This window comes from Shinella sp. WSC3-e (genome assembly GCF_945994535.1).
Taxonomy (GTDB): Bacteria; Pseudomonadota; Alphaproteobacteria; order Rhizobiales; family Rhizobiaceae; genus Shinella; species Shinella yambaruensis.
This window is the reverse complement of sequence record NZ_OZ000534.1, coordinates 269,219-288,164: the sequence shown is the minus strand read 5'-3', so window position 1 is coordinate 288,164 and position 18,946 is coordinate 269,219. Positions and strand designations below refer to the sequence as shown.

Genomic DNA, 18,946 nt, shown 5'->3' with positions numbered 1-18,946 from the left:
CATGACAGAAACCGCCGCCGCCAGTTGGATCGCGCCCTTTGCGCATGCGCTCGATCGCTACGACCAGCCCGATAGCGTGCCGGCGCTTCTGGCGGCGATCGGTTCGGTCGCCCGGTTCCATCTGGCCCTGTCGGTCGTGCACCGCAAGAACGGTGGCCCGAGCTATGTCTTCGACACGTTCTCGGGGCCGCGGGCCAAGCGCGCGGTGCAGCTCTTCATCGCCGGCACCTATCTGCTCAATCCCTTCTACAATGCCTATCTCGCGGGCCTTCCCGCCGGGGTTTACCTGATGCGCGATCTCGCGCCCGACGATTATCTCGGTTCGGATCTCTATCGCGGTCTCGACATCCGTCGCCACGAGGACGAGGAACTGGGCTACCGTACGCACGGCTGGCCTGAGGGCATGGAGGAACTGCTGATAGCCATAGAGCTGCCGAACGGGGACATGGCGGAGATCAGCCTGTCGCGCATCCGCAGCGAGGGCGGCTTCGACGCGGCGTCCATCGCCCGGCTGCGCGAGGCGCATCCGATGATCGCCGCAATCTTCCGGCGGCTCTGGACACATCTTTCACGCAACGAGAACGCACCGCAGGCGCGTCCGATCGATCACCTCTTCAGCGATTTCGGCCGCGATCTCCTAAGCCCGCGGGAACGGGAAGTGGCCCTCCTCATCCTGAAAGGCCATTCCAGCGAGTCGATCAGCTATCATCTGGGCATTTCGATCGCGACGGTGAAGACCCACCGCCAGAAGCTTTACGCGAAGCTCAATCTGTCCACGCAGCAGGAACTGTTTTCGACGTTTCTGCGCAGCCTCAATCTTTGAGGCGGGGCGAATGGGCACGCCCCCCGCCTTTTTCTTTCAACCCTTCAGGCTGTCGCGGATCGCGGCGGAGATGGCGGCGAGGCCCTTGTGCAGCTCGTCCTCGGTGGGCCAGACATAGCCGATGCGGAAATGCCGGTCGTCCTGCTCGAACCAGCTGCCGCGGCCGACATAGGCCTGGTGGCGGCTGTAGAGGCTTTCATGGAAGCCGGCGAGATCGACATTGGCCGAGGGCACGATGCGCGGGAAACAGACGCAGCCGCCTGACGGCTCGACCCATTCGACGAGCGGTTCTGAGGCAATCCAGTCCTTGACGATGGCAAAGGCGCTGGCGATGCGGGCATTGTTGTAGGCGAGCCATTCGTCACGCTGGCTGAGCGCGACATAGGCGATGTATTCATCCACCGTGCTGCCGGAAATGCCGATCTGCTCGCGTGCGGCGAGGAAGGTTTCCATGAGGTCGGCATCGCGCGTGATCAGCCAGCCGATGCGGATGCCGGGAATGCCGTAGGTCTTGGAGAGCGAGGAGACACTGATCACCCGGTCCGACAGGCTTGCGGCAACCGGCAGCATCGGCCCCGAGGTCATCTCGCGATAGGTCTCGTCGAAGAGGAGGCGCGTGCCCTTGCGCTCGACCAGCGCCACCAGCGCCCTCATCTCGTCCTCGGAGATCATCACGCCGGTCGGATTGTGCGGATAGGTGACGGAGACATATCTGGTCTCGGGCCGGATCGCCGCCTCGATCGCCTCGAGGTCGAGGCGATAGCCGGCCTCGAAGGTGAGGTCGACGATGCTCATGTCCGCGCCGATGGTGCGTGGCGTTTCGAGGTTCGTCGCATAGTTCGGGCGCACCACGACGATGTGGTCGCCTGCCTCGATCATCGAGGTCGCGATGATGAAGAGCGCGCCCGCTGCGCCGGCAGTCACGAGCACGTCGTCGGCCGCAAGGCCTTCCCCCGTGCCGGCGATCAGGCCGCGCAGGTCCGGCGCGCCGCGGTGATCGCCATAGCACAGGAGAATGTCGTCCAGCTTCAGTTTCAGCTCGCCGAGGCGCCGGTCGGCGACGGAGCTTTCCGAGAGGTTGTAGCGGATCGTGTCGTAGCCGAGCTGTTCGGGCGATTCCAGCTCGATGGGCATGCGGACATATTTCATGGGGCTCTCCTCTGGCCTGCATGTGACAGGGCTAGATCAACCGCGCGTCACATTCCATCCTCCCCGAGGGTGATGACGGCCATCATCCCCTAGGTGGATTTCCTCGCCCTTCCGCCCGGCGCATCGTTCCCCATCGGCGGAGTGAGGACCGTCGCAAGGACTGACCTAACAAAGAAGGGGAATGCCATGAAATTCATGACCGGTCTGTTGTCTGCCGCAATCGTCGGCCTGGCGGTTGCCATGCCTGCCCAAGCCGAAACGCTGCGCGTCGGCATGGAATGCACCTACGCGCCCTTCAACTACCGCACGCCCGAGGGCGAGATGGCCGGCTACGACGTTGACGTCGCCAAGGGCATCGCCGAGCGCATCGGTGTCGATCTCGACTATGTCTGCCAGGAATGGGACGGCATGATCCCGTCGCTGCTTGCCAACAAGTTCGACCTCATCGTCGCCTCCATGTCGATCACCGAGGAACGCAAGCAGAAGATCGACTTCTCGATCCCCTACCGCGTTTCAGTCGGCCGCATCCTCGGTTCGAAGGAAGCGGGCCTCAAGCTGTTCGACGAGGCCGGCAAGCCGATCCCGGATGCCTTCAACGGCTTGCGCTTCGGTGTGGAGCGCGCCTCGACCTATGCGAAATGGGTGGAAGCCAAGCTGCCGGGCGCCGAGATCTCCCTTTATGATGGCGCCCAGCCGATGCTGCTCGACCTGCAGAACGGCCGCATCGACATCGCCATCACCAACCCGATGAAGGCCTATCTCGACTTCCTCAGCAAGGAGAACGGCGCCGGCTTCGAATTCGTCTCGCCGCCGATCGACGAGGTCGAGTATTTCGGCCCGGGCGTCGGCGTCGGCCTGCGCAAGGGCAATGACGAGCTGCTCGTCAAGATCGACAAGGCGCTGGACGAGATGATCAAGGACGGCTCTCTCGAAAAGTACAGCCTGAAATACTTCCCCTTCTCCATCCATCCGTCGAACTGGAAGGGTGTCGGCCAGTAAGCATGACCTCCGGGCGTCGCGCCAGGCGCGGCGTCCGATCTCGCATGAAGATTACGGAGGTATAGCATGTCGGTTCTCGACGGCTGGTGGGACGACTTCTTCTTCGGCCTGATGACGGTGTTGCAGGTCTTTTTCGTGGCCCTGGTGATTGCCGTCGCCTGCGGGCTGCTCGGCGCCTCGGCCAAGCTTTCCAAAAGCCGCATCCTGCGTGCGATCGCCCAGGCCTATACGGTGGTGTTCCGCGGCGCGCCCGAGCTCCTGGTGCTGCTGCTCTTCTATTTCGGCATGGCCATCACGCTCACCTCGATCGTGCAGGCCTTCGATCCCTCGGTGAAATTCATCGATCTTCCGCCGTTCTGGGCCGGCTCCATCGCGATCGGCCTGATCGTCGGGGCCTATATGACCGAGACCTTCCGCGGCGCCTTCCTCGGCGTCGACCGCGGGCAGATCGAGGCCGCGCGGGCGCTCAGCCTCAAGCGCCACCAGATCTTCCGCTATGTGCGCCTGCCGCAGATGTGGCGGCTTGCCTTGCCGAACTTCGGCAATCACATGCTCTCCATCATGAAGGATACGGCGCTCGTCTCCATCATCGGGCTGGAAGAAATCCTTTTCGTCGCCAAGATGGCGAACTCGCTCATCCACCGTCCCTTCCTGCTCTACATGACCGTCGCCCTGATCTACCTCGCGATGACGACGGTGATCACCTTTGCCGTCGGCTGGCTGGAGCAGCGTGCCAATCGTCACCTGAGAGGTGCCCGATGAGCTTCGACCTCTCGCTTATCGCCGTCAGTCTTCCGAAGATCCTGCAAGGCCTCGGGCTGACGCTCAACCTGCTCGCCGTCTCGACCCTGTTCGGGCTGATCCTGGCCGTCGGCATCCTGCTGATGCGGCTGTCGCGCCGGGCCTGGCTGGTCTGGCCGGCCAAGGCCTATATCTACTTCTTCCGCGGCACGCCGCTGCTCGTGCAGCTCTTCGTCATCTATCACGGCCTGCCGCAGTTCGGCTTCATCAGGCAGAGCGTGCTCTGGCCGCTCCTGCGCGAGCCCTACTGGTGCTCGGTCATCGCGCTGTCGCTCAACACGGCGGCCTATGTCTCGGAAATCCTGCGCGGCGGCGTGCTCGGGGTCGACAAGGGCCTCATCGAGGCGGGCAAGGCGCTCGGCCTCAGCAAGTTCCAGCGCACGAGCCGCATCACTGCCCCCCTCGCCGTCAGGCTGGCGCTTCCGGCCTACAGCAACGAGATCGTCTCGATGCTGAAGTCCACCGCGCTCGCCTCCACCGTCACACTGATGGAAATGACGGGCGTCGCCCGCACCATCGTGGCCGACACCTTCGCCCCATACGAGATCTTCATCGCCGCGACGATCATCTACCTCGTGCTCGTCTGGATCATCCAGACCGGCTTCACGCTGGTCGAGACCTACGCGAACCGCCATGTGAGAAAGACCTGATGGCCGATATCATTGTCCTCGAAAAGATGAACAAGTTCTATGGCACCTATCACGCGCTGAAGGATGTCGATCTCACGATCGCCAAGGGCGAGAAGGTCGTGGTCTGCGGCCCCTCGGGCTCCGGTAAGTCCACTATGATCCGCTGCATCAATCGGCTGGAAGAGCATGACAGCGGCCGCATCGTCGTGGGTGGAGAAGAGCTGACCGACGACGAGAAGAAGATCGATCTCGTCCGCCGCGAGGTCGGCATGGTGTTCCAGAGCTTCAACCTTTTCCCGCACATGACCGTGCTGGAGAACCTGACGCTCGCGCCGCGGCTGGTGCGCAAGATGGCGACGGGGGAGGCCGAGGCGATCGCCATGAAATACCTCACCCGCGTGCGCATCCCCGACCAGGCGAACAAATATCCCTCCCAGCTTTCGGGCGGCCAGCAGCAGCGCGTCGCCATCGCCCGGGCGCTGTGCATGAACCCGGAGGTGATGCTCTTCGACGAACCCACCTCCGCGCTCGATCCGGAGATGATCTCCGAAGTGCTCGACGTGATGACCGACCTCGCCCGCGAGGGCATGACGATGGTCTGCGTGACGCACGAGATGGGTTTTGCCCGCTCGGTCGCCGACCGCATCGTCTTCATGGACCAGGGCGAGATCGTCGAGGTCTCCACCCCCGCCGAATTCTTCGCAGCCCCGAAATCCGAGCGTGCCCGCACCTTCCTCGGCCAGATCCTCGCCCATTGAGAAGCGCCATGACCGATCATACCGAAACCTTCCTCACCTTTGCCCAGGCGATCGCCGACAGCTCCCGCGCCCTGCTTCTGGCGGCGGCCGAAGAAGCGCCCCGCGTCGATCTCAAGCAGGATGCGAGCTTCGTCACCGCAACCGACCGGGCCGTGGAAGCACGTCTGCGCGAACAGATTCGCGCGGCCTTTCCCGATCACGGCATCATGGGGGAGGAGTATGGCAGCGAGCGGCTCGACGCCGAATTCGTCTGGGTGCTCGACCCGATCGACGGCACGGCGGCCTGGGTCGCCGGCATTCCTGTCTATGGCACGCTGATCTCGCTGGCGCGCGGCGGCAAGCCCCTGCTCGGCGTCATCGATCTCCCGGCCACGGCCGAGCGCCTCACCGGCATTTCCGGGCAAGGCGCGTGGCATAACGGCAAGCCGATCCGCTGCCGCAAAGGCACGGCCCTCGCCGACGCCTACATGACCTCATCGAATCCCCGTTTCATTCCCGAAGCCGACCGCGCACCTTTCGCGCGTCTCGATGGAGCCGTGCAGTTCACCCAGTACGGCGGCAGCTGCTACAGCTATGCCTGCCTTGCCCGCGGCCGCACGGACCTTGCCGTCGATGCCGGGTTCGACGCCTATGACCTCTTTGCCCCCACCGCGATCATCGAAGGCGCCGGCGGCGTCGTCACCGACTGGCAGGGCGGCCCGCTCGATCTCGGCTGGCGGGGCTGCGTCATCGCGGCCGGCGACCGGGCGCTCCATGAAAGCGCGCTCGAAGCGCTCGCCGTAAGGGAATAAGCACCGTTTTTCACGCCGGCCTGCCCGGGCCTCACGCTGGACCATCCGCTTCCGGCGGGCCGCACCGGTCTGATGAATCGCCGGAAGTGATGACGGGGTATGTCCCTTCCAATGGAGCTTTGCCATACGGCGGAGCGGGGTCGTTAAATCCCCGACCCGTCAAGCTGCTGGGCGTCGTCGCCTTCCCAGGGGGAGGGCACAGAGGCACGGCTGAGATTGGCCGAGGGCATAGGCATCCAGCACTTCAGCTCCGGCTCGGCATATTCAATGATGCGGCCGGGGGAGGAATCCGACGCGCGCCAGCCTTCCGCGCCGAACTGATCGCCATTCGACCAGTAGGCGACGTCAACTTCCGCCGGCCCCTGTTCGGAGGGGCGGACTGTGACGAGGATCCGGCTCCCGTCCTTCGGCGCACCTGCCATATGGCGCCACCGGTCTGGCTCGTCCATCGTTTTCCTCCTGCCTTGCCACGGATCGAAGTGTCGCCTTGCCATCGAAAGCGGTCAACCCCATTCTTGCGCGCCCCAAAAACCAGTTGCAATATGAAATCAGTCAAACTAGCTTGGATCGGCTTTTCAAGGAAACGGAGGCGGATATGGCCAAGCTCGTGTTCGGAATGAACCAGTCCCTGGACGGCTATGTCGACCATATGGCGTTCGGGCCGGACCGCACGCTCTTCCGCCACTTCATCGAGGAGGCTCGGGGGCAGGCGGGCAGCGTATACGGCCGCCGAATGTATGAGATCATGCGTTACTGGGACGAAGATCATCCCGAATGGGATGCAGAGGAACAGGCCTTCGCGGCGGCATGGCGGAACCAGACGAAATGGGTCGTCTCGCGCTCGTTGGTGTCTGTCGGCCCCAATGCCATCCTTGTTCAGGGCGATCTCGAGGACGCGATCCGCGCGTTGAAGGCTGAGCACGACGGGGAGATCGAAGTTGCCGGCCCGGACCTGGCGCAAAGCCTTACCGAACTCGGCCTGATCGACGAATATCGAATCTACCTGCACCCCGTCGTGCTTGGTCACGGCAAGCCGTATTTCGCCGGACCCCGGCCGCCGCTCCGCCTTCTGACCCATGAGCGGATAGGTGAGGACGTGATCAAGCTGACCTATGTTCCTGCCTGATCGGTCCCGACTGCCGGCGCTTTAATCCCTCTGCGGTTGTCGGCTCGGCCATGTTCTGATCACCTCGGCCCAAGGAACGTAAATGGTTGGCTGTCCTTGAACTGATCGTTGACCATTCCGGAATGGATATGGCTCTGGTTCGGACCGAGGTCGAGTTTCCTTACCGTTCCCGTTTCTTTCGACAGATCCAGCTTCGTGAGGTCGACCCAGAATACGTTCGGCGTCACGGCGGATTCGAAGAAGTAGAGTCTGCGCTTGTGGTCGACGACCGTCCGCCAGCGTGTCGAGGAAATATTGGGCTGGTCGGGCGTGGTGATGCCGTAGGGGACGGAGACGTTGCGGATCACGCTGAAAACGCTTGCGATCGCCTCGACGGCGTCTTCGCTTTTCGGGATGGCGTTCACATAGAACGAGGCACGCGCGAACCTGTCCGACGCGCGGTTCGTGCCGGGCAACATGACGGTCCCGCCGATCTGCTTCCAATATGCGTTGAGGGCCAGTTGCTGGTCGAAGACCGGCGAGTTTGTCATCACCTGATAATCGCGGCTGTGATGGATGACCTGCCTGCCGTCGATATATTCGATGATCGCGCTGTCGCCGCTGCCATCCGAAAGCGAGAGATGCAGCGTTGCCAGCCGCTCTTCTCCCGGCACAGTGTCGGTGACGATGGTGAAGGGGTTCTTCTCCAGCGTGGCGACAGCCTCCTCGACGGTCGCGAAATTGTCGAGGACATATTGTGCCCAGGCGGCAAGCGACAGGGCGGGCGACGTGCCGTCATAGGCCGGATAGTCGGATTCGACGAGCCACAGCACATTGGCCACGAGGCCCGCCTCGTTCATTCCGTCGGTCGTGGAAATATCGTAGCCCGAAGCGATGACGCTGCCATATTTTGAGGTCCACTGGACGGAATTCGGCCCGGCCTGCCCGGTGCGCTCCATGCCGCGCGGGAATATCCAGAGATTTGTTCCGACATCGGTTTTCCAGTCCATGGAGCGTGCCGTGATGACCTGGCCGCCGGCACCATGGTAGACGAAACGCGTGCAGGCCTGCGCGGCCGATGTCGTCAGCATGGCGGTGGAAAGCAGGATGGCGGCGCAGGTGGCCGAAAGCGACGTCCGCAAGCGCATCGGTTGTCCTCCGTTCCGCGATCGGGAATGCAACCTATACTAGGAGATCGTGCTTGTTGGAGGAAGTCAAATCGGCTTAACTGGTCGGCAGGCATTTGACCGGCCACATACCGGGAAGGTGGGAGGGGATATCTTGGCGTTTCGTTTCGGAGACAAGTATCGCCACCTTGTCCATGGTGGTGCATGCGCCTGTCATGGCCAGCAGGCCGGGCAACTTTTCGCGCGCATAAACGAAGGCCTGTCGCGCCGTTCCGTCCTGAAGGGCATCGCGGCCAGCCTTGCAGCCCCGGCGCTTGGTGCGGTGAGCCCCGCTTTCGCGCAGGCGCCCGCAAGGCCCGTACGGCTGCAAAACGTCAATATTTTCGATGGAAAGAGCAGTACGCTCCTGCAAGGGCGGGACGTGCTTGTCGAAGGCAATCGCATCAAGGCGCTGGTCCCGGTCGCGGATGCCGTTTCCGATGTGCAGGTGATCGATTGCGGCGGGCGCACATTGATGCCCGGCATGATCGACGCCCACTGGCATTCCATCCTCGCCGGCATCTCCCAGGTCGCTGCCATGACAGCGGATATCCCCTATGTGCATCTCGTTGCCGCGCAGGAAGCCGAGCGCACCGTGCTGCGCGGTTTCACGACGGTCCGGGATGTCGGGGGACCTGCCTTTGCCTTGAAGCGGGCCATTGACGAAGGCCGCATCGCCGGCCCTCGCATCTATCCCGCCGGCGCCATGATCTCGCAGACGTCCGGTCACGGCGATTTCCGCATGCGGACGGACCTGCCCCGTACGGCGCAAAGCGATCTCAGCGTGGCCGAGCGGGCGGGCATATCGGCCATCGCCGATGGCGAAGCCGAAGTGCTGCGCCGGGTGCGCGAGCAGCTCATGCTCGGCGCCAGCCAGATCAAGATCATGGGCGGTGGCGGCGTTGCCTCCGCCTTCGATCCGATCGATGCGCTCCAGTATTCCGATGCCGAAATGCGGGCGGCGGTTTCGGCGGCGGCGGATTGGGGCACCTATGTGTGCATTCATGCCTATACGTCCGCTGCCATCCGCCGCGCCCTCGACTGCGGTATCCAGTCGATCGAGCACGGCCAGCTTGCCGACGAGGAGACGGTCAAGCGTATTGCGGGGGCCGGGGCATGGTGGAGCATACAGCCCTTTCTCGCGGACGAGGATTCGAACAGCTATCCCTCGCCGGAACAGCGCGCCCATCAGCAGCAGATCGCCGATGGAACGGCGCGCGCTGTCGAGCTCGGGCGCAAGCATCAGGTGAAAATGGCGCTTGGAACCGATATTCTCTTCAGCCCAAAGGGGACTGCGACGCAGGGCCGGCAACTCGCCAAGTTTGCGCGATGGTATGACAATGCCGACGTGCTGCGGCTGCTGACCAGTGGGAATGCGGAGCTTGCCGGCCTTTGCGGGGCACGCAATCCTTACCCGGCAAAGCTCGGCGTCATCGAGGCCGGCGCTTATGCCGATCTGCTGGTGGTCGACGGCGACCCGCTCCGGGACATTGCGCTGATCGCCGATCCCGACCGCACGCTTGTGATGGTGATGAAGGATGGGCGTATCCACAAGAACACGCTGCCGGCGTGAGAGGAGGCTTGCTTGAACAGATTGGCTGCTGCCGTTTTCCTGACGTTGTGCGCCACGCCCGTCGCCCATGCTGCGGATGATCTTGCCGGGATGGCGACCGATCCGGCCGCGGGTGCAGCCGGGCACCCGGGCTGGGCGCTGCAGGTGACGCCTTATCTGTGGGCCACCGGTATCGAGGGCGATATATCACCCTTCCGTCGCGCACCGACCCTTCACGTCGAGAAGTCCTTCTCCGACGTGATGGACGATTTCAATTTCGGAGGGTTCATCAATATCTGGGGGCGTTACGACAACTTCGTCCTTTCCGGCGACATCATGTATGTCGATACGACGGAGAGTCACGCGACAGGCCCGCTGGCGGCTTTCCAGATTCCCGGGCTGGGCAGGATACCGGCAGGGGCGAGCGTCGATGCGGATGTCGATACGCAGGAGTTCATGGCGACGCTGCAGGGCGGCTACCGCGTCCTCGACACGCCGGAGTTCACCCTCGACGCCCTCGGCGGTGCACGCTTCTGGTACATTTCCAATGACGTGTCGGTCACGGCACGCCATCCGCTGATCGGGACGGTCACCGCCAGTCACGAAGAGAGCTTCGGCTGGGTGGATCCGATCATCGGTGCCCGCCTGTTTGTCAGCCTGACGGACAAGCTCTCGCTGCACGGGCAGGCCGATATCGGCGGTTTCGGTGCGGGATCCGACCTCATCTGGTCCGTATTGGCGACGGTGAACTACACGTTCACCGACAACTTGTCCTTTTCGGCCGGGTATAAGGTTCTGGACGTCGATTATAAACATGACGGCCACGTCTTCGATACGCGCCTCAGTGGCCCCGTGCTCGGCCTGACCTATCGGTTTTAGATCCGGAGGCAGCAAGGCAGACAGGCACACGCGGATCTTCGCCAGGGATGAAATGCCTGTCGCCGGGCAGATGTCGGGCCGCATGGGCAGCGCGAGGTGCGCCGCCTCCGGCAATCAGCTTTCAGGTACTAATCCAGATTGACCCAGACGGACTTCGTCTGCGTGTATTGGGTGAGGGCTTCGAGGCATTTGTCGCGGCCGTTGCCGGTCTGCTTGTAGCCGCCCCAGATCGAGGTCATGTCGCCGTGGTCGAAGCAGTTGACCCAGACGACGCCGGCCTCGATATCGCGGGCAAAGCGGTGCGCCTTGGAAATGTCGCGCGTCCAGACCGAGGCGGCGAGGCCGTAGATCGAATCGTTGGCGATTTCGATGGCATCATCGATCCCGTCGACCGGGATGATGGCGGCGACAGGGCCGAATATTTCTTCGCGGGCGATACGCATGCCGTTGTCGACGCCGGTGAAGAGCGTCGGCTCGACATAGGCGCCTGTCGGCGCGGGGGTGAATGTGCCGCCGCCGAAGCGCAGTGCCGCGCCTTCCTTTCGGCCGATATCGATATAGTCCAGGACACGTTTCTGGTGCGAGGCGGTGACAAGCGGGCCGATGGTCGTCGACGGATCGAGCGGATCGCCCAGCACGAAGTTTTCCCGGGTGCGGGCGATGAAACGCTCGACGAAATCGTCGTGGATGCTCTTTTCGACCAGGATGCGCGAACCGGCATTGCAGACTTCGCCCTGGTTGCCGTAGATGCCGTTGACGGCATAGGTGACGGCGGTGTCGAGGTCGTCATAGTCACCGAGCACGATCTGCGGGGTCTTGCCGCCGCACTCCGTCGAGACGCGCTTCATGTTCGACTGGCCGGCATAGATCATCAGGAGCTTGCCGACCTCGGTTGAGCCGGTGAAACCGATCTTGTCGACGTCGTCGTGCAGCGCCAGCGCCTTGCCGGCCTCCTCGCCGAGCCCGTGCACGACATTGAGCACGCCCGCCGGCCCGCCGGCCTCGATGAAGAGTTCGGCCAGCAGGTTGGCCGACAGCGGCGATTGCTCGGCCGGCTTCAGCACGACGGCGTTGCCGGTGGCGAGCGCCGGGCCGAGCTTCCAGGCGGCCATCATCAGCGGATAGTTCCAAGGCACGATGAGGCCGACGACGCCGAGCGGCTGGCGCAGGATGTAGTGCAGCGCATTCGCCGCCGTCGCCGTCACCGCGCCCTCGATCTTGTCGATCGTCTCGGAGAAGAACTTCAGCGACATGACCGAGCCGGGAATGTCGATGTTCATTATGTCCATCACCGGCTTGCCCATGTCGAGGCTGTCGAGCACGGCGAATTCCTCCGCATGCGCCTCGACGAGGGCGGAGAACTTTTCCAGCACCGCCATCCGGGCGCGCGGGTCCATGCGCGACCAGACGCCGGAGCGGAAGGCCTTGCGCGCGGCGGCGACGGCCCGGTCGATTTCGGCCGCCCCGCCGCGCGCGACCTCGGCGATGGTTTCGCCGGTCGCCGGATTGATCGTCGGAAAGGTGCGCCCATCGGTGGAAGCGACATAGGCCCCGTCGATGAAGTGCTGCGTGCGGAATGTCAACGATGCGGCCTTGCTGCGCCAGAAGTCACGGGTGTAGGTCGAGGCGTCCATGCTTGTTCTCCCTTCCATGGATCAGGATCGCTCCCGCTCGCGCAGAAGCGTGACCGAGAGGACGATAAGGACGAAGGACACGGCGACGATCACCGTGCCGATGGCGTTGATCTCCGGCGTGATGCCGCGCCGGAGCGTCGAATAGATGTAGATCGGCAACGTCACCTCGCGCCCCGTCAGGAAATAGGTGACGGGGATCTCGTCGAAGGAGAGCGTGAAGCAGAGCAATGCCGAGCCGAGGATAGCGCTGCGGATGCCGGGAAGCGTGACATTGCGGAAGGTCTCTAAGGGCGTGGCGCCGAGATCGGCGGAGGCCTCGAACTGGCGGCGGTTGATCTTGGCAAGCCGCGCCATCACCTGCGAGACGACGACGCCGAGCAGCGCCGTCGCATGACCGATCACCACCGCCGTCAGGCTCTGCGGGATGCCGATCTGCTTGTAGAAATTCAACATGGCGATGCCGGTGACGATGCCCGGCAGGCTGAGGGGCAGGAGGATGACGTTCTGAAACAGCCGCTTGCCGGGAAAGTCGTAGCGGTCGAGCGCGAGCGCCGCCGTCACGCCGATGACGACGGAAAGCGCGGTGGCGAAAAGGGCAACCCACAGGCTGTTGGCGAGCGCCCGGAGCATCTGTGCATTGGCGAGGAAGGCCTCGTACCAATGCAGCGTGAAGCCCGCGAGCGGGAAGGAGGTCACCTTGCTGTCGTTGAAGGAGAAGATCACCAGCATGACGATCGGCAGGTAGAGGAAGGCGAGGACGCCGAGGCTCACCCCCACCATGCCCTTCTGCCACCATCTCAAGCGCAGCATGCCCGCCTCCTCAAAGGTCGATCCGGCCGGCCCGGTCGAGGCGGCTGGAGAGTTGCAGGAGGATCAGCACCAGCGCGAGAACGAGCGTCGCCAGCGCCGAGCCGAGCGGCCAGTTGAGCGCGGCGCCGAACTGCGTCTGCAGAAGGTTCGCCACCATCGTCCCGCCCGGCCCGCCGACGAGCACGGGAGCGACGAAATCGCCGAAGGACAGGCAGAAGGTCATGGTCGCCCCCGCAACGACGCCGCCGAGCGACAGCGGAAAGATCACTTTCCAGAAGGTCATGAACGGCCCGACGCCGAGGTCTTCCGAGGCTTCGAGAAGGCGGCGCGGAATATTGTCGAGCACGGTGAAGAGCGGCATCACCATGAATGGCACGAAGATATAGACGAGCGTCACCACCATGGCGGTCTGGTTGTAGAGGAAGATATCGAGCGGCGCGGAGACAAGGCCGGTGGAGACGAGCAGCGAATTCAGCGCGCCGTCTGTGCCGAGGATGATCTTCCACGTATAGGCGCGCAGCAGGTAGGACACCCACAAGGGCACGATCACCGACATGTAGAGGAGGTTGCGCACCTTCTGCGAGCGGATGGTGAAGACGAGGAAGTAGGCGAGCGGATAGCCGAGCAGCAGCGCGCAGACGGTGACGAGGGCGGCGATCTTCAGCGTGCGCAGGATGACGGTCGTGTATTGCGGGTCGGCGAGGATCTGCGCGTAGTTGCCGAACTGGAAATCCGGATAGAACAGCGGAAACTGCCGCGTCCAGAAGCCCACCGCCACCATGATGGCATAGGGCACGACCATCAGCAGCAGCACCCAGGCGAGCGGCAGCGAAAACAGGGCGGCAAAGCCCGGGAAGGTGCGACGCGTCAACGTCATTTGCCGCCTCCCGCATCAAAGACCATCACGTCGTCCGGATCGATATGCACGGCAAGGCGGCTGCCGGCGGAAACCGTTGCCGGAAGCGCCGTGCGGGCGAGTTCGGCGAAGAGCGGTTTTCCGCCCCCCTCCGGCGCAAGCTCGATCCGCAGGCGGTCGCCATGGAAGAGCCGTTCCATGACGATGCAATCGAGAGCATTCGCGGCCTCTGTCTCCGGGCGTGCCGCCATCATACGCTCCGGCCGCACGCCGAGGGTTACGCGGCTTCCCGTCGCCGCCCCTGCGGCTTCCCGTCGCCGGCTGCGCAGCGTGGCGCCATTGACAAGCCGGAAGGCACATACATCGCCCTCGCGACCGAGCGCTTCGGCCTCCAGCAGGTTTGCCGCGCCAATGAAATCGGCGACATAGGGCGTCGCCGGATGGTCGTAGAGATCGGTCGGCGAACCGATCTGGGCGATGCGGCCCTCCCGCATCACGACGATGCGGTCGGAAAGGGCGAGCGCTTCGGTCTGGTCGTGCGTGACCATCAGGAAGGTAATGCCGAGTTCGCGGTGCAGCCGCTTCAGCTCCACCTGCATGCCCTCGCGCAGCTTCACGTCGAGCGCCGAAAGCGGTTCGTCGAGCAGCAGGACGCGCGGGCGGCGCACGACGGCGCGCGCCATGGCGACCCTCTGGCGCTGGCCGCCCGAAAGGGCGCCGGGCCGGCGGTCCGCCATGCCTTCCAAGCCGACAAGGGCCAGCGCCTCGGCAACGCGCCGTCGCCGCTCCGTCTTCTCCAGGCGGCCCGAGCGGACGGAGAGGCCGTAGCCGATGTTCTCCGCCACGCTCATGTGCGGGAAGAGCGCGTAGTCCTGGAACACCGTGTTGACCGGCCGGCGATAGGGCGGGCTCTCCGTTACGTCCTGCCCTGCAATGGCGATGCGGCCGGCGCTTGCCTGCTCGAAGCCGCCGATCAGCCGCAGCGTCGTCGTCTTGCCGCAGCCGGAAGGGCCGAGCAAGGTGACGAACTCCCCCTCGGCGATGGCAAGGTCGGTCTCGTGAAGGGCGACGAATGCGCCGTATCGTTTCGCAACGCCGTCAAGCGCCACAATCGGGCTGGAGGTCATCGGGTCCCCGCGTCGTGTGAACTGTCTCGTACAACAGCGGAAAGCGCCGCCCGTCGCGACGCCTTCCGCCCGGCCTTACGGAGCCGCCTTCACGGCGTTCCAGGTTTCGAGATACTTGTCGAGACGCGCCGGCTGCTGCCACATGACGAGGCTCTTGACGAACTCGACATTATCGACCTGTCGCTCCTTCTTGAGCGCATCGCTCATGCAGCCCTGGACGGCCTTCGGATTAACCGGGAAATAGCCGGTGGCCTCGGCGAGACCGCACTGGCCGTCGGCCGACTGCATGAAGCTCATGAACTTGTAGGCGCAGTCCTCGTTCGGCGAATCCTTCACCAGCATCATCGAATCCATCCAGCCCTCGGCCTTCTCCTTCGGCGTGAACTCGACGACCTCGAAGCCCTTCTTGAGGTTGTTGACATCCTTGCTGGTCAGACCCGTCCAGGCGTTGGAGACATAGACCTCCTGGTTGGCCATCAGCTCCGTCAGCTCGCCGGCCGATGCCCAGTATTTGCGGATCAGCGGCTTTTGTTCGATAAGCTTGGCCTTCACGGCCTCCAGCTGCTCGTCTGTGAGGTCGAAAACGTTGTCGTAGCCAAGGTAGCGCGCTGTCCAGTAGAGCGCGGACTTGTCGTCCCACAGCGAGATCTTGCCCTTCAGCTCGGGGTCGAAGAGGACGGAAATGGAATCCGGCGTCGCTGCGAGCTTGTCCGGGCGGTAGATCAATGAGACCGAGCCCCAGATCAGCGGCACGGCCCAAGTCTCGCCATCGGCCACGACGTCGCTTTCCTTCGAGAATTCCGGATAGATGCCGTCGAAGCCCTCGACCTTCGCCGTGTCGATCGGCGCGACGAAACCGGCCAGCCGCAGCATCGGCACGGTGTCCAGCGAGGGGGTGATGACATCGTAGACGCCGCCGCCGGCGGCGAGCTTGGCGGCGAAATCATCGTTCGAGCCGACATAGGAGGCCGTTACCTTGCAGCCCGAGGCCGCCTCGAACTTCGAGATGAAGCCATCGACGGCATAACCTTCCCAGGTGAGGTAGTTGAGTTCGGCCGCCCGGGCGGCCAGCGCCTGCGGCAGGAGGCTTGCGGCGGCAAGGGCGAGAATTGCGGATCTGCGCATGATCGACATGTGTGTTCCCCTTCATGTCTTTGTTGGTCATCTCGTCCGCTTCGTCTTTCGGACGAGGGTGGCGATATCGATACCGAGCGCCTTGGCGGCGCTTCTCTTGCTTCCATGCTCTGCGATGGATTTTTCCAGGACCCAGCTTTCGAAGGCCTGCACCAGGTCCCGGAAGCTTGCCGGCGCGGTTTCCCCGCCGCTGGCCGAGAGAGCGGGGGAAGGACGCGGCGCGGCATCCGGGGCCACGATGAAATGTTCGGCGAGCGCAATATCCTCGGCGCTCGCCGCCGCGCGCTCGAGGATGTTGGTCAGCTCGCGCACATTGCCCGGATAGGCATGGGCGGCGAGCCGCTTCGTGAAGGCCGGGGAAAGCTGCAAGGCCGGCGTGCGCCCGGCATTCAGCCTGCGCAGAACATGTGCCGTCAGTGCGGTGACGAGCTCCGGCTGGTCGCGCAGCGTCGGCAGCTCCAGCGTTACGACGGCGATGCGGTAATAAAGGTCGCGGCGAAAAGCGCCGCTCTCGATCAGGTCCGGCAGCCCGGCATTGGTGGCGGTGATGAGGCTGATGCGCGCCTTGCGCCGCTGCATCGAGCCGAGGCGGCTGAAAGTCTGGCTTTCGAGAAAGGCGACGAGCTTCATCTGGGAGACGGGCGAAAGATCCGTCACCTGGTCGAGGAAGAGCGTGCCGCCATCGGCGGCCTCCACGAAACCGAGCTTGCCGCGCGTCGACGTATCCAGCGCCGAACCCGGCTCGATGCCGAACATCTCCGCGTCGAACTGCGCGTCGGCCAGCATGCCGCAATTGACATGCACGAAGGGCGGGGCGTCGGGTGCGCCGGCTTTGCCGATGAAGCGGGCGAGCTCCGTCTTGCCCGTTCCGGTTTCACCGGTCAGGAGCACGGCGCTACCGCGCTCGATGGCGATCGCCGCCCGGCGGGCGATGGTGCTGAGACGCGGCGTAAGAAGGGGACCGCCGCCGCCAGCGGCCGGCAGCGGCTCGGCCTCGAAGCGGAAATGGTCACTGCGCTCGTAGCCGCGGTGATGCCGGCCGGTCTCGCGCATCGTCAGAAGCGCGCCATAGGCGCCGCCGTCCGGGGTCCGCAGGATGCCGATCGAGGCGGTGACGTTGCGCTGCGAATTGAGCGTGCCGGAGACCTCGATGCGCTTGAGCTGCCGCAGGGCGCTTGCAAGCTTCTGCACCAGGGTGCCGGCGGTCTTGGCGTGTTTTGCAAGGTCCGAGCCGACGAGGTCGCCGCGCGCGAGGTTGAGCAGCAGTTCGAGCTTGCCGTTGACGAGCTTGATGGTTCCGTCGGTTTCCAGAAGGGCGACGCCATCGGGAAAGGCGTCGAGGAACGCGCCGAACTGCGGCTCGTCGATGAAGGCGGGGCGCAGGCGCCGCTGGCCGGGGGCGGTAAGGTCGTTGGCGTAGAATTTCACGAAATGGCCTCCTGCGTGGAACCCCGCGCCCTGCGGCGGCTCTTGCGCCGGGCGGTCAGCACATAGCGGCGCATCTCGCCTTCGATGCGTGCGGCCCGGAAGCGCCAGACATCCCGGCTTGCATCGGCGGCGATGACGGCAAGGTCGCACTCGCCGTCGCTGTCCTCGCCGGCAAGGGCCGCCTGCCGGAGCTTGTCGAGGGCGTGGCGCGTTTCGATGAACTGCTGCAGCGGGCGACCGAGAACCTGTTCGGCGGTGCGTCCCCAGACGCTTTCCGCCGCCGGATTGGCTGCCAGGAGCAACCCGTCCTCGGAGATGACGAGGATCGGATCCGGGACGGCGCTCAAGATGTCCTGCATCGTGTCGGCGCGGTCGGCGAGCTGCTGCTCACGCTGACGATGCGCACCGATGTCGCGCGTCGTGCCCCAGAGGCGCACGAGGAAGCCGTCCTTGATCGCGGCACGGAAATCGTTCTCGACCAGCATCTCGCTGTCGTCATGCCGGCGATCGACGGCGGCGGCACGGTCGAGCCGGTAGCCGGCGCGCACGAGATCGCGCACCATGCGGCGGTTGATCTCGGTTGCGGGGAAATAGCGCGAGACCGGCTGGACGTTGAAATCGAGCCCCTCGGGCACGCGGTAGAGCCGCGCCATCGCCTCGTTGCAGGCACGCCACCGGCTCTGGTTGGAAAAGATGCGCTCGACGATCTCGTCTTCGGCCAGTGCGGTGTCGACCGGCTCGAGGAATTCGATGCACCAGCAGGCCTCCGTCGCCGCGCCGATCATCTGCGAAAGGATCTCCACGCGTTCGGCAAGCTCCGGTCCGATGCCGAGCACGCTTTCCGGCAGCGGCTGCTTGATGACGGCGATCCCGCGGGCCGGATCGGGAACCACGGTGGCGATCATGGGGACTTCGCTATATTGCGGCGAATTCACCCAGACGGCGAGCCCGGAGGCGAACGGCTGGCCTTCGCGGGCGAGGCCGCGCAGCATCTGTGCCGAGGTGCTGCTGTAGATGCGCTCCAGCGGCAGGCTTTCCTTCTCCTCGAGCGAGATGGCGAGTTCGCGCGCTTCCGCCGCGTTGACGGCGCAGATACGGCCGTCGCCGTCGATCCAGTCGACCAGCAGGGCGTCGAAATGGGCGGTGCCTGGCACATGTATCTTCATTCTTCATCCCGATCCGAAGGAGACCCTCATCGCGAGGGCCGCGCCAGAAGACACGGGCAATCCCGTCACAATCGCAGCCGGAAGCAACCCTTAATCGAAAGGGAAGCGAGGAAATGCGCCGGAATACCCTCGGAAATGC

The 18,946-nt window shown here is 64.2% G+C and carries 20 protein-coding genes; 9 read left to right on the top strand and 11 right to left on the bottom strand.

Annotated elements, in window-relative coordinates:
* Position 1: 1 nt before the first annotated feature.
* Complete coding sequence (locus tag AABF56_RS32040; protein ID WP_244770485.1) at positions 2 to 823, top strand: helix-turn-helix transcriptional regulator; 822 nt, start codon at positions 2 to 4, stop codon at positions 821 to 823.
* A gap of 36 nt (positions 824 to 859) precedes the next feature.
* Here the strand turns inward: AABF56_RS32040 and AABF56_RS32035 are convergent, their stop codons facing one another.
* On the bottom strand, positions 860 to 1,972 hold the full coding sequence (locus tag AABF56_RS32035) for an aminotransferase class I/II-fold pyridoxal phosphate-dependent enzyme (RefSeq protein WP_272809483.1): 1,113 nt from the start codon (positions 1,970 to 1,972) through the stop codon (positions 860 to 862).
* A 186-nt stretch (positions 1,973 to 2,158) separates the two neighbouring features.
* Between AABF56_RS32035 and AABF56_RS32030 the strand changes: the two genes are divergently transcribed.
* The 5 genes from AABF56_RS32030 to AABF56_RS32010 all read left to right on the top strand — a co-directional run bounded on the left by AABF56_RS32030 (position 2,159) and on the right by AABF56_RS32010 (position 5,950).
* Entirely contained in the window at positions 2,159 to 2,971 is an 813-nt protein-coding gene (locus tag AABF56_RS32030) for a transporter substrate-binding domain-containing protein (RefSeq protein ID WP_272809484.1), read from the top strand.
* Positions 2,972 to 3,037: 66 nt separating this feature from the next.
* Positions 3,038 to 3,733: an ABC transporter permease gene (locus AABF56_RS32025; RefSeq protein WP_244770488.1), complete on the top strand. Its 696-nt coding sequence runs from the start codon at positions 3,038 to 3,040 to the stop codon at positions 3,731 to 3,733.
* Positions 3,730 to 4,422, top strand: coding sequence for an ABC transporter permease (locus tag AABF56_RS32020; RefSeq protein WP_133035080.1), 693 nt, complete (start codon positions 3,730 to 3,732; stop codon positions 4,420 to 4,422). Before AABF56_RS32025 ends, AABF56_RS32020 begins: the two co-directional genes overlap by 4 nt.
* Positions 4,422 to 5,159: an amino acid ABC transporter ATP-binding protein gene (locus AABF56_RS32015; protein WP_272809485.1), complete on the top strand. Its 738-nt coding sequence runs from the start codon at positions 4,422 to 4,424 to the stop codon at positions 5,157 to 5,159. Before AABF56_RS32020 ends, AABF56_RS32015 begins: the two co-directional genes overlap by 1 nt.
* A gap of 8 nt (positions 5,160 to 5,167) precedes the next feature.
* Positions 5,168 to 5,950, top strand: a complete 783-nt coding sequence (locus AABF56_RS32010) for an inositol monophosphatase family protein (protein ID WP_272809486.1) — start codon at positions 5,168 to 5,170, stop codon at positions 5,948 to 5,950.
* Between the two features lie 143 nt (positions 5,951 to 6,093).
* Here AABF56_RS32010 and AABF56_RS32005 read toward each other — a convergent pair whose 3' ends face one another.
* Positions 6,094 to 6,399 (bottom strand): hypothetical protein, encoded by a 306-nt coding sequence (locus tag AABF56_RS32005; RefSeq protein WP_244770491.1) that lies wholly within the window; start codon positions 6,397 to 6,399, stop codon positions 6,094 to 6,096.
* Between the two features lie 146 nt (positions 6,400 to 6,545).
* On the opposite strand from AABF56_RS32005, the gene AABF56_RS32000 reads away from it, so the two are divergent.
* Positions 6,546 to 7,076, top strand: a complete 531-nt coding sequence (locus AABF56_RS32000) for a dihydrofolate reductase family protein (protein ID WP_272809487.1) — start codon at positions 6,546 to 6,548, stop codon at positions 7,074 to 7,076.
* A gap of 59 nt (positions 7,077 to 7,135) precedes the next feature.
* Here AABF56_RS32000 and AABF56_RS31995 read toward each other — a convergent pair whose 3' ends face one another.
* Together AABF56_RS31995 and AABF56_RS31990 are read right to left on the bottom strand one after the other, a co-directional pair.
* The gene (locus AABF56_RS31995) at positions 7,136 to 8,203 is read right to left on the bottom strand and encodes a linear amide C-N hydrolase (RefSeq protein ID WP_272809488.1); all 1,068 of its coding nucleotides are present in this window, start codon (positions 8,201 to 8,203) and stop codon (positions 7,136 to 7,138) included.
* Positions 8,204 to 8,279: 76 nt separating this feature from the next.
* Complete coding sequence (locus AABF56_RS31990; protein WP_272809489.1) at positions 8,280 to 8,720, bottom strand: hypothetical protein; 441 nt, start codon at positions 8,718 to 8,720, stop codon at positions 8,280 to 8,282.
* On the opposite strand from AABF56_RS31990, the gene AABF56_RS31985 reads away from it, so the two are divergent.
* Both AABF56_RS31985 and AABF56_RS31980 read left to right on the top strand, forming a co-directional pair.
* The gene (locus tag AABF56_RS31985) at positions 8,706 to 9,794 is read left to right on the top strand and encodes a metal-dependent hydrolase family protein (RefSeq protein ID WP_272809490.1); all 1,089 of its coding nucleotides are present in this window, start codon (positions 8,706 to 8,708) and stop codon (positions 9,792 to 9,794) included. The genes AABF56_RS31990 and AABF56_RS31985 overlap by 15 nt on opposite strands.
* A 90-nt stretch (positions 9,795 to 9,884) precedes the next feature.
* Complete coding sequence (locus AABF56_RS31980; RefSeq protein ID WP_272809562.1) at positions 9,885 to 10,652, top strand: hypothetical protein; 768 nt, start codon at positions 9,885 to 9,887, stop codon at positions 10,650 to 10,652.
* Positions 10,653 to 10,780: 128 nt separating this feature from the next.
* On the opposite strand, the gene AABF56_RS31975 is transcribed toward AABF56_RS31980, so the two are convergent.
* The 7 genes from AABF56_RS31975 to AABF56_RS31945 form a co-directional block, all read right to left on the bottom strand.
* A complete protein-coding gene (locus AABF56_RS31975) occupies positions 10,781 to 12,286 on the bottom strand; it encodes an aldehyde dehydrogenase (RefSeq protein WP_272809491.1) in 1,506 nt (501 codons plus the stop codon).
* Positions 12,287 to 12,307: 21 nt separating this feature from the next.
* Positions 12,308 to 13,096 (bottom strand): ABC transporter permease, encoded by a 789-nt coding sequence (locus AABF56_RS31970; RefSeq protein ID WP_272809492.1) that lies wholly within the window; start codon positions 13,094 to 13,096, stop codon positions 12,308 to 12,310.
* 10 nt (positions 13,097 to 13,106) lie between these two features.
* Positions 13,107 to 13,973, bottom strand: coding sequence for an ABC transporter permease (locus AABF56_RS31965; protein WP_272809493.1), 867 nt, complete (start codon positions 13,971 to 13,973; stop codon positions 13,107 to 13,109).
* Positions 13,970 to 15,079 carry an ABC transporter ATP-binding protein gene (locus AABF56_RS31960; protein WP_272809494.1) on the bottom strand — a complete coding sequence of 370 codons (1,110 nt, stop codon included), beginning with the start codon at positions 15,077 to 15,079 and terminating at the stop codon, positions 13,970 to 13,972. Before AABF56_RS31960 ends, AABF56_RS31965 begins: the two co-directional genes overlap by 4 nt.
* A 75-nt stretch (positions 15,080 to 15,154) precedes the next feature.
* Complete coding sequence (locus AABF56_RS31955) at positions 15,155 to 16,213, bottom strand: ABC transporter substrate-binding protein (RefSeq protein WP_272809495.1); 1,059 nt, start codon at positions 16,211 to 16,213, stop codon at positions 15,155 to 15,157.
* Positions 16,214 to 16,240: 27 nt separating this feature from the next.
* Positions 16,241 to 17,641: a sigma 54-interacting transcriptional regulator gene (locus AABF56_RS31950; RefSeq protein WP_272809496.1), complete on the bottom strand. Its 1,401-nt coding sequence runs from the start codon at positions 17,639 to 17,641 to the stop codon at positions 16,241 to 16,243.
* Positions 17,638 to 18,807 carry a PAS domain-containing protein gene (locus AABF56_RS31945; RefSeq protein WP_244770502.1) on the bottom strand — a complete coding sequence of 390 codons (1,170 nt, stop codon included), beginning with the start codon at positions 18,805 to 18,807 and terminating at the stop codon, positions 17,638 to 17,640. Before AABF56_RS31945 ends, AABF56_RS31950 begins: the two co-directional genes overlap by 4 nt.
* Between the last annotated feature and the right edge of the window lie 139 nt (positions 18,808 to 18,946).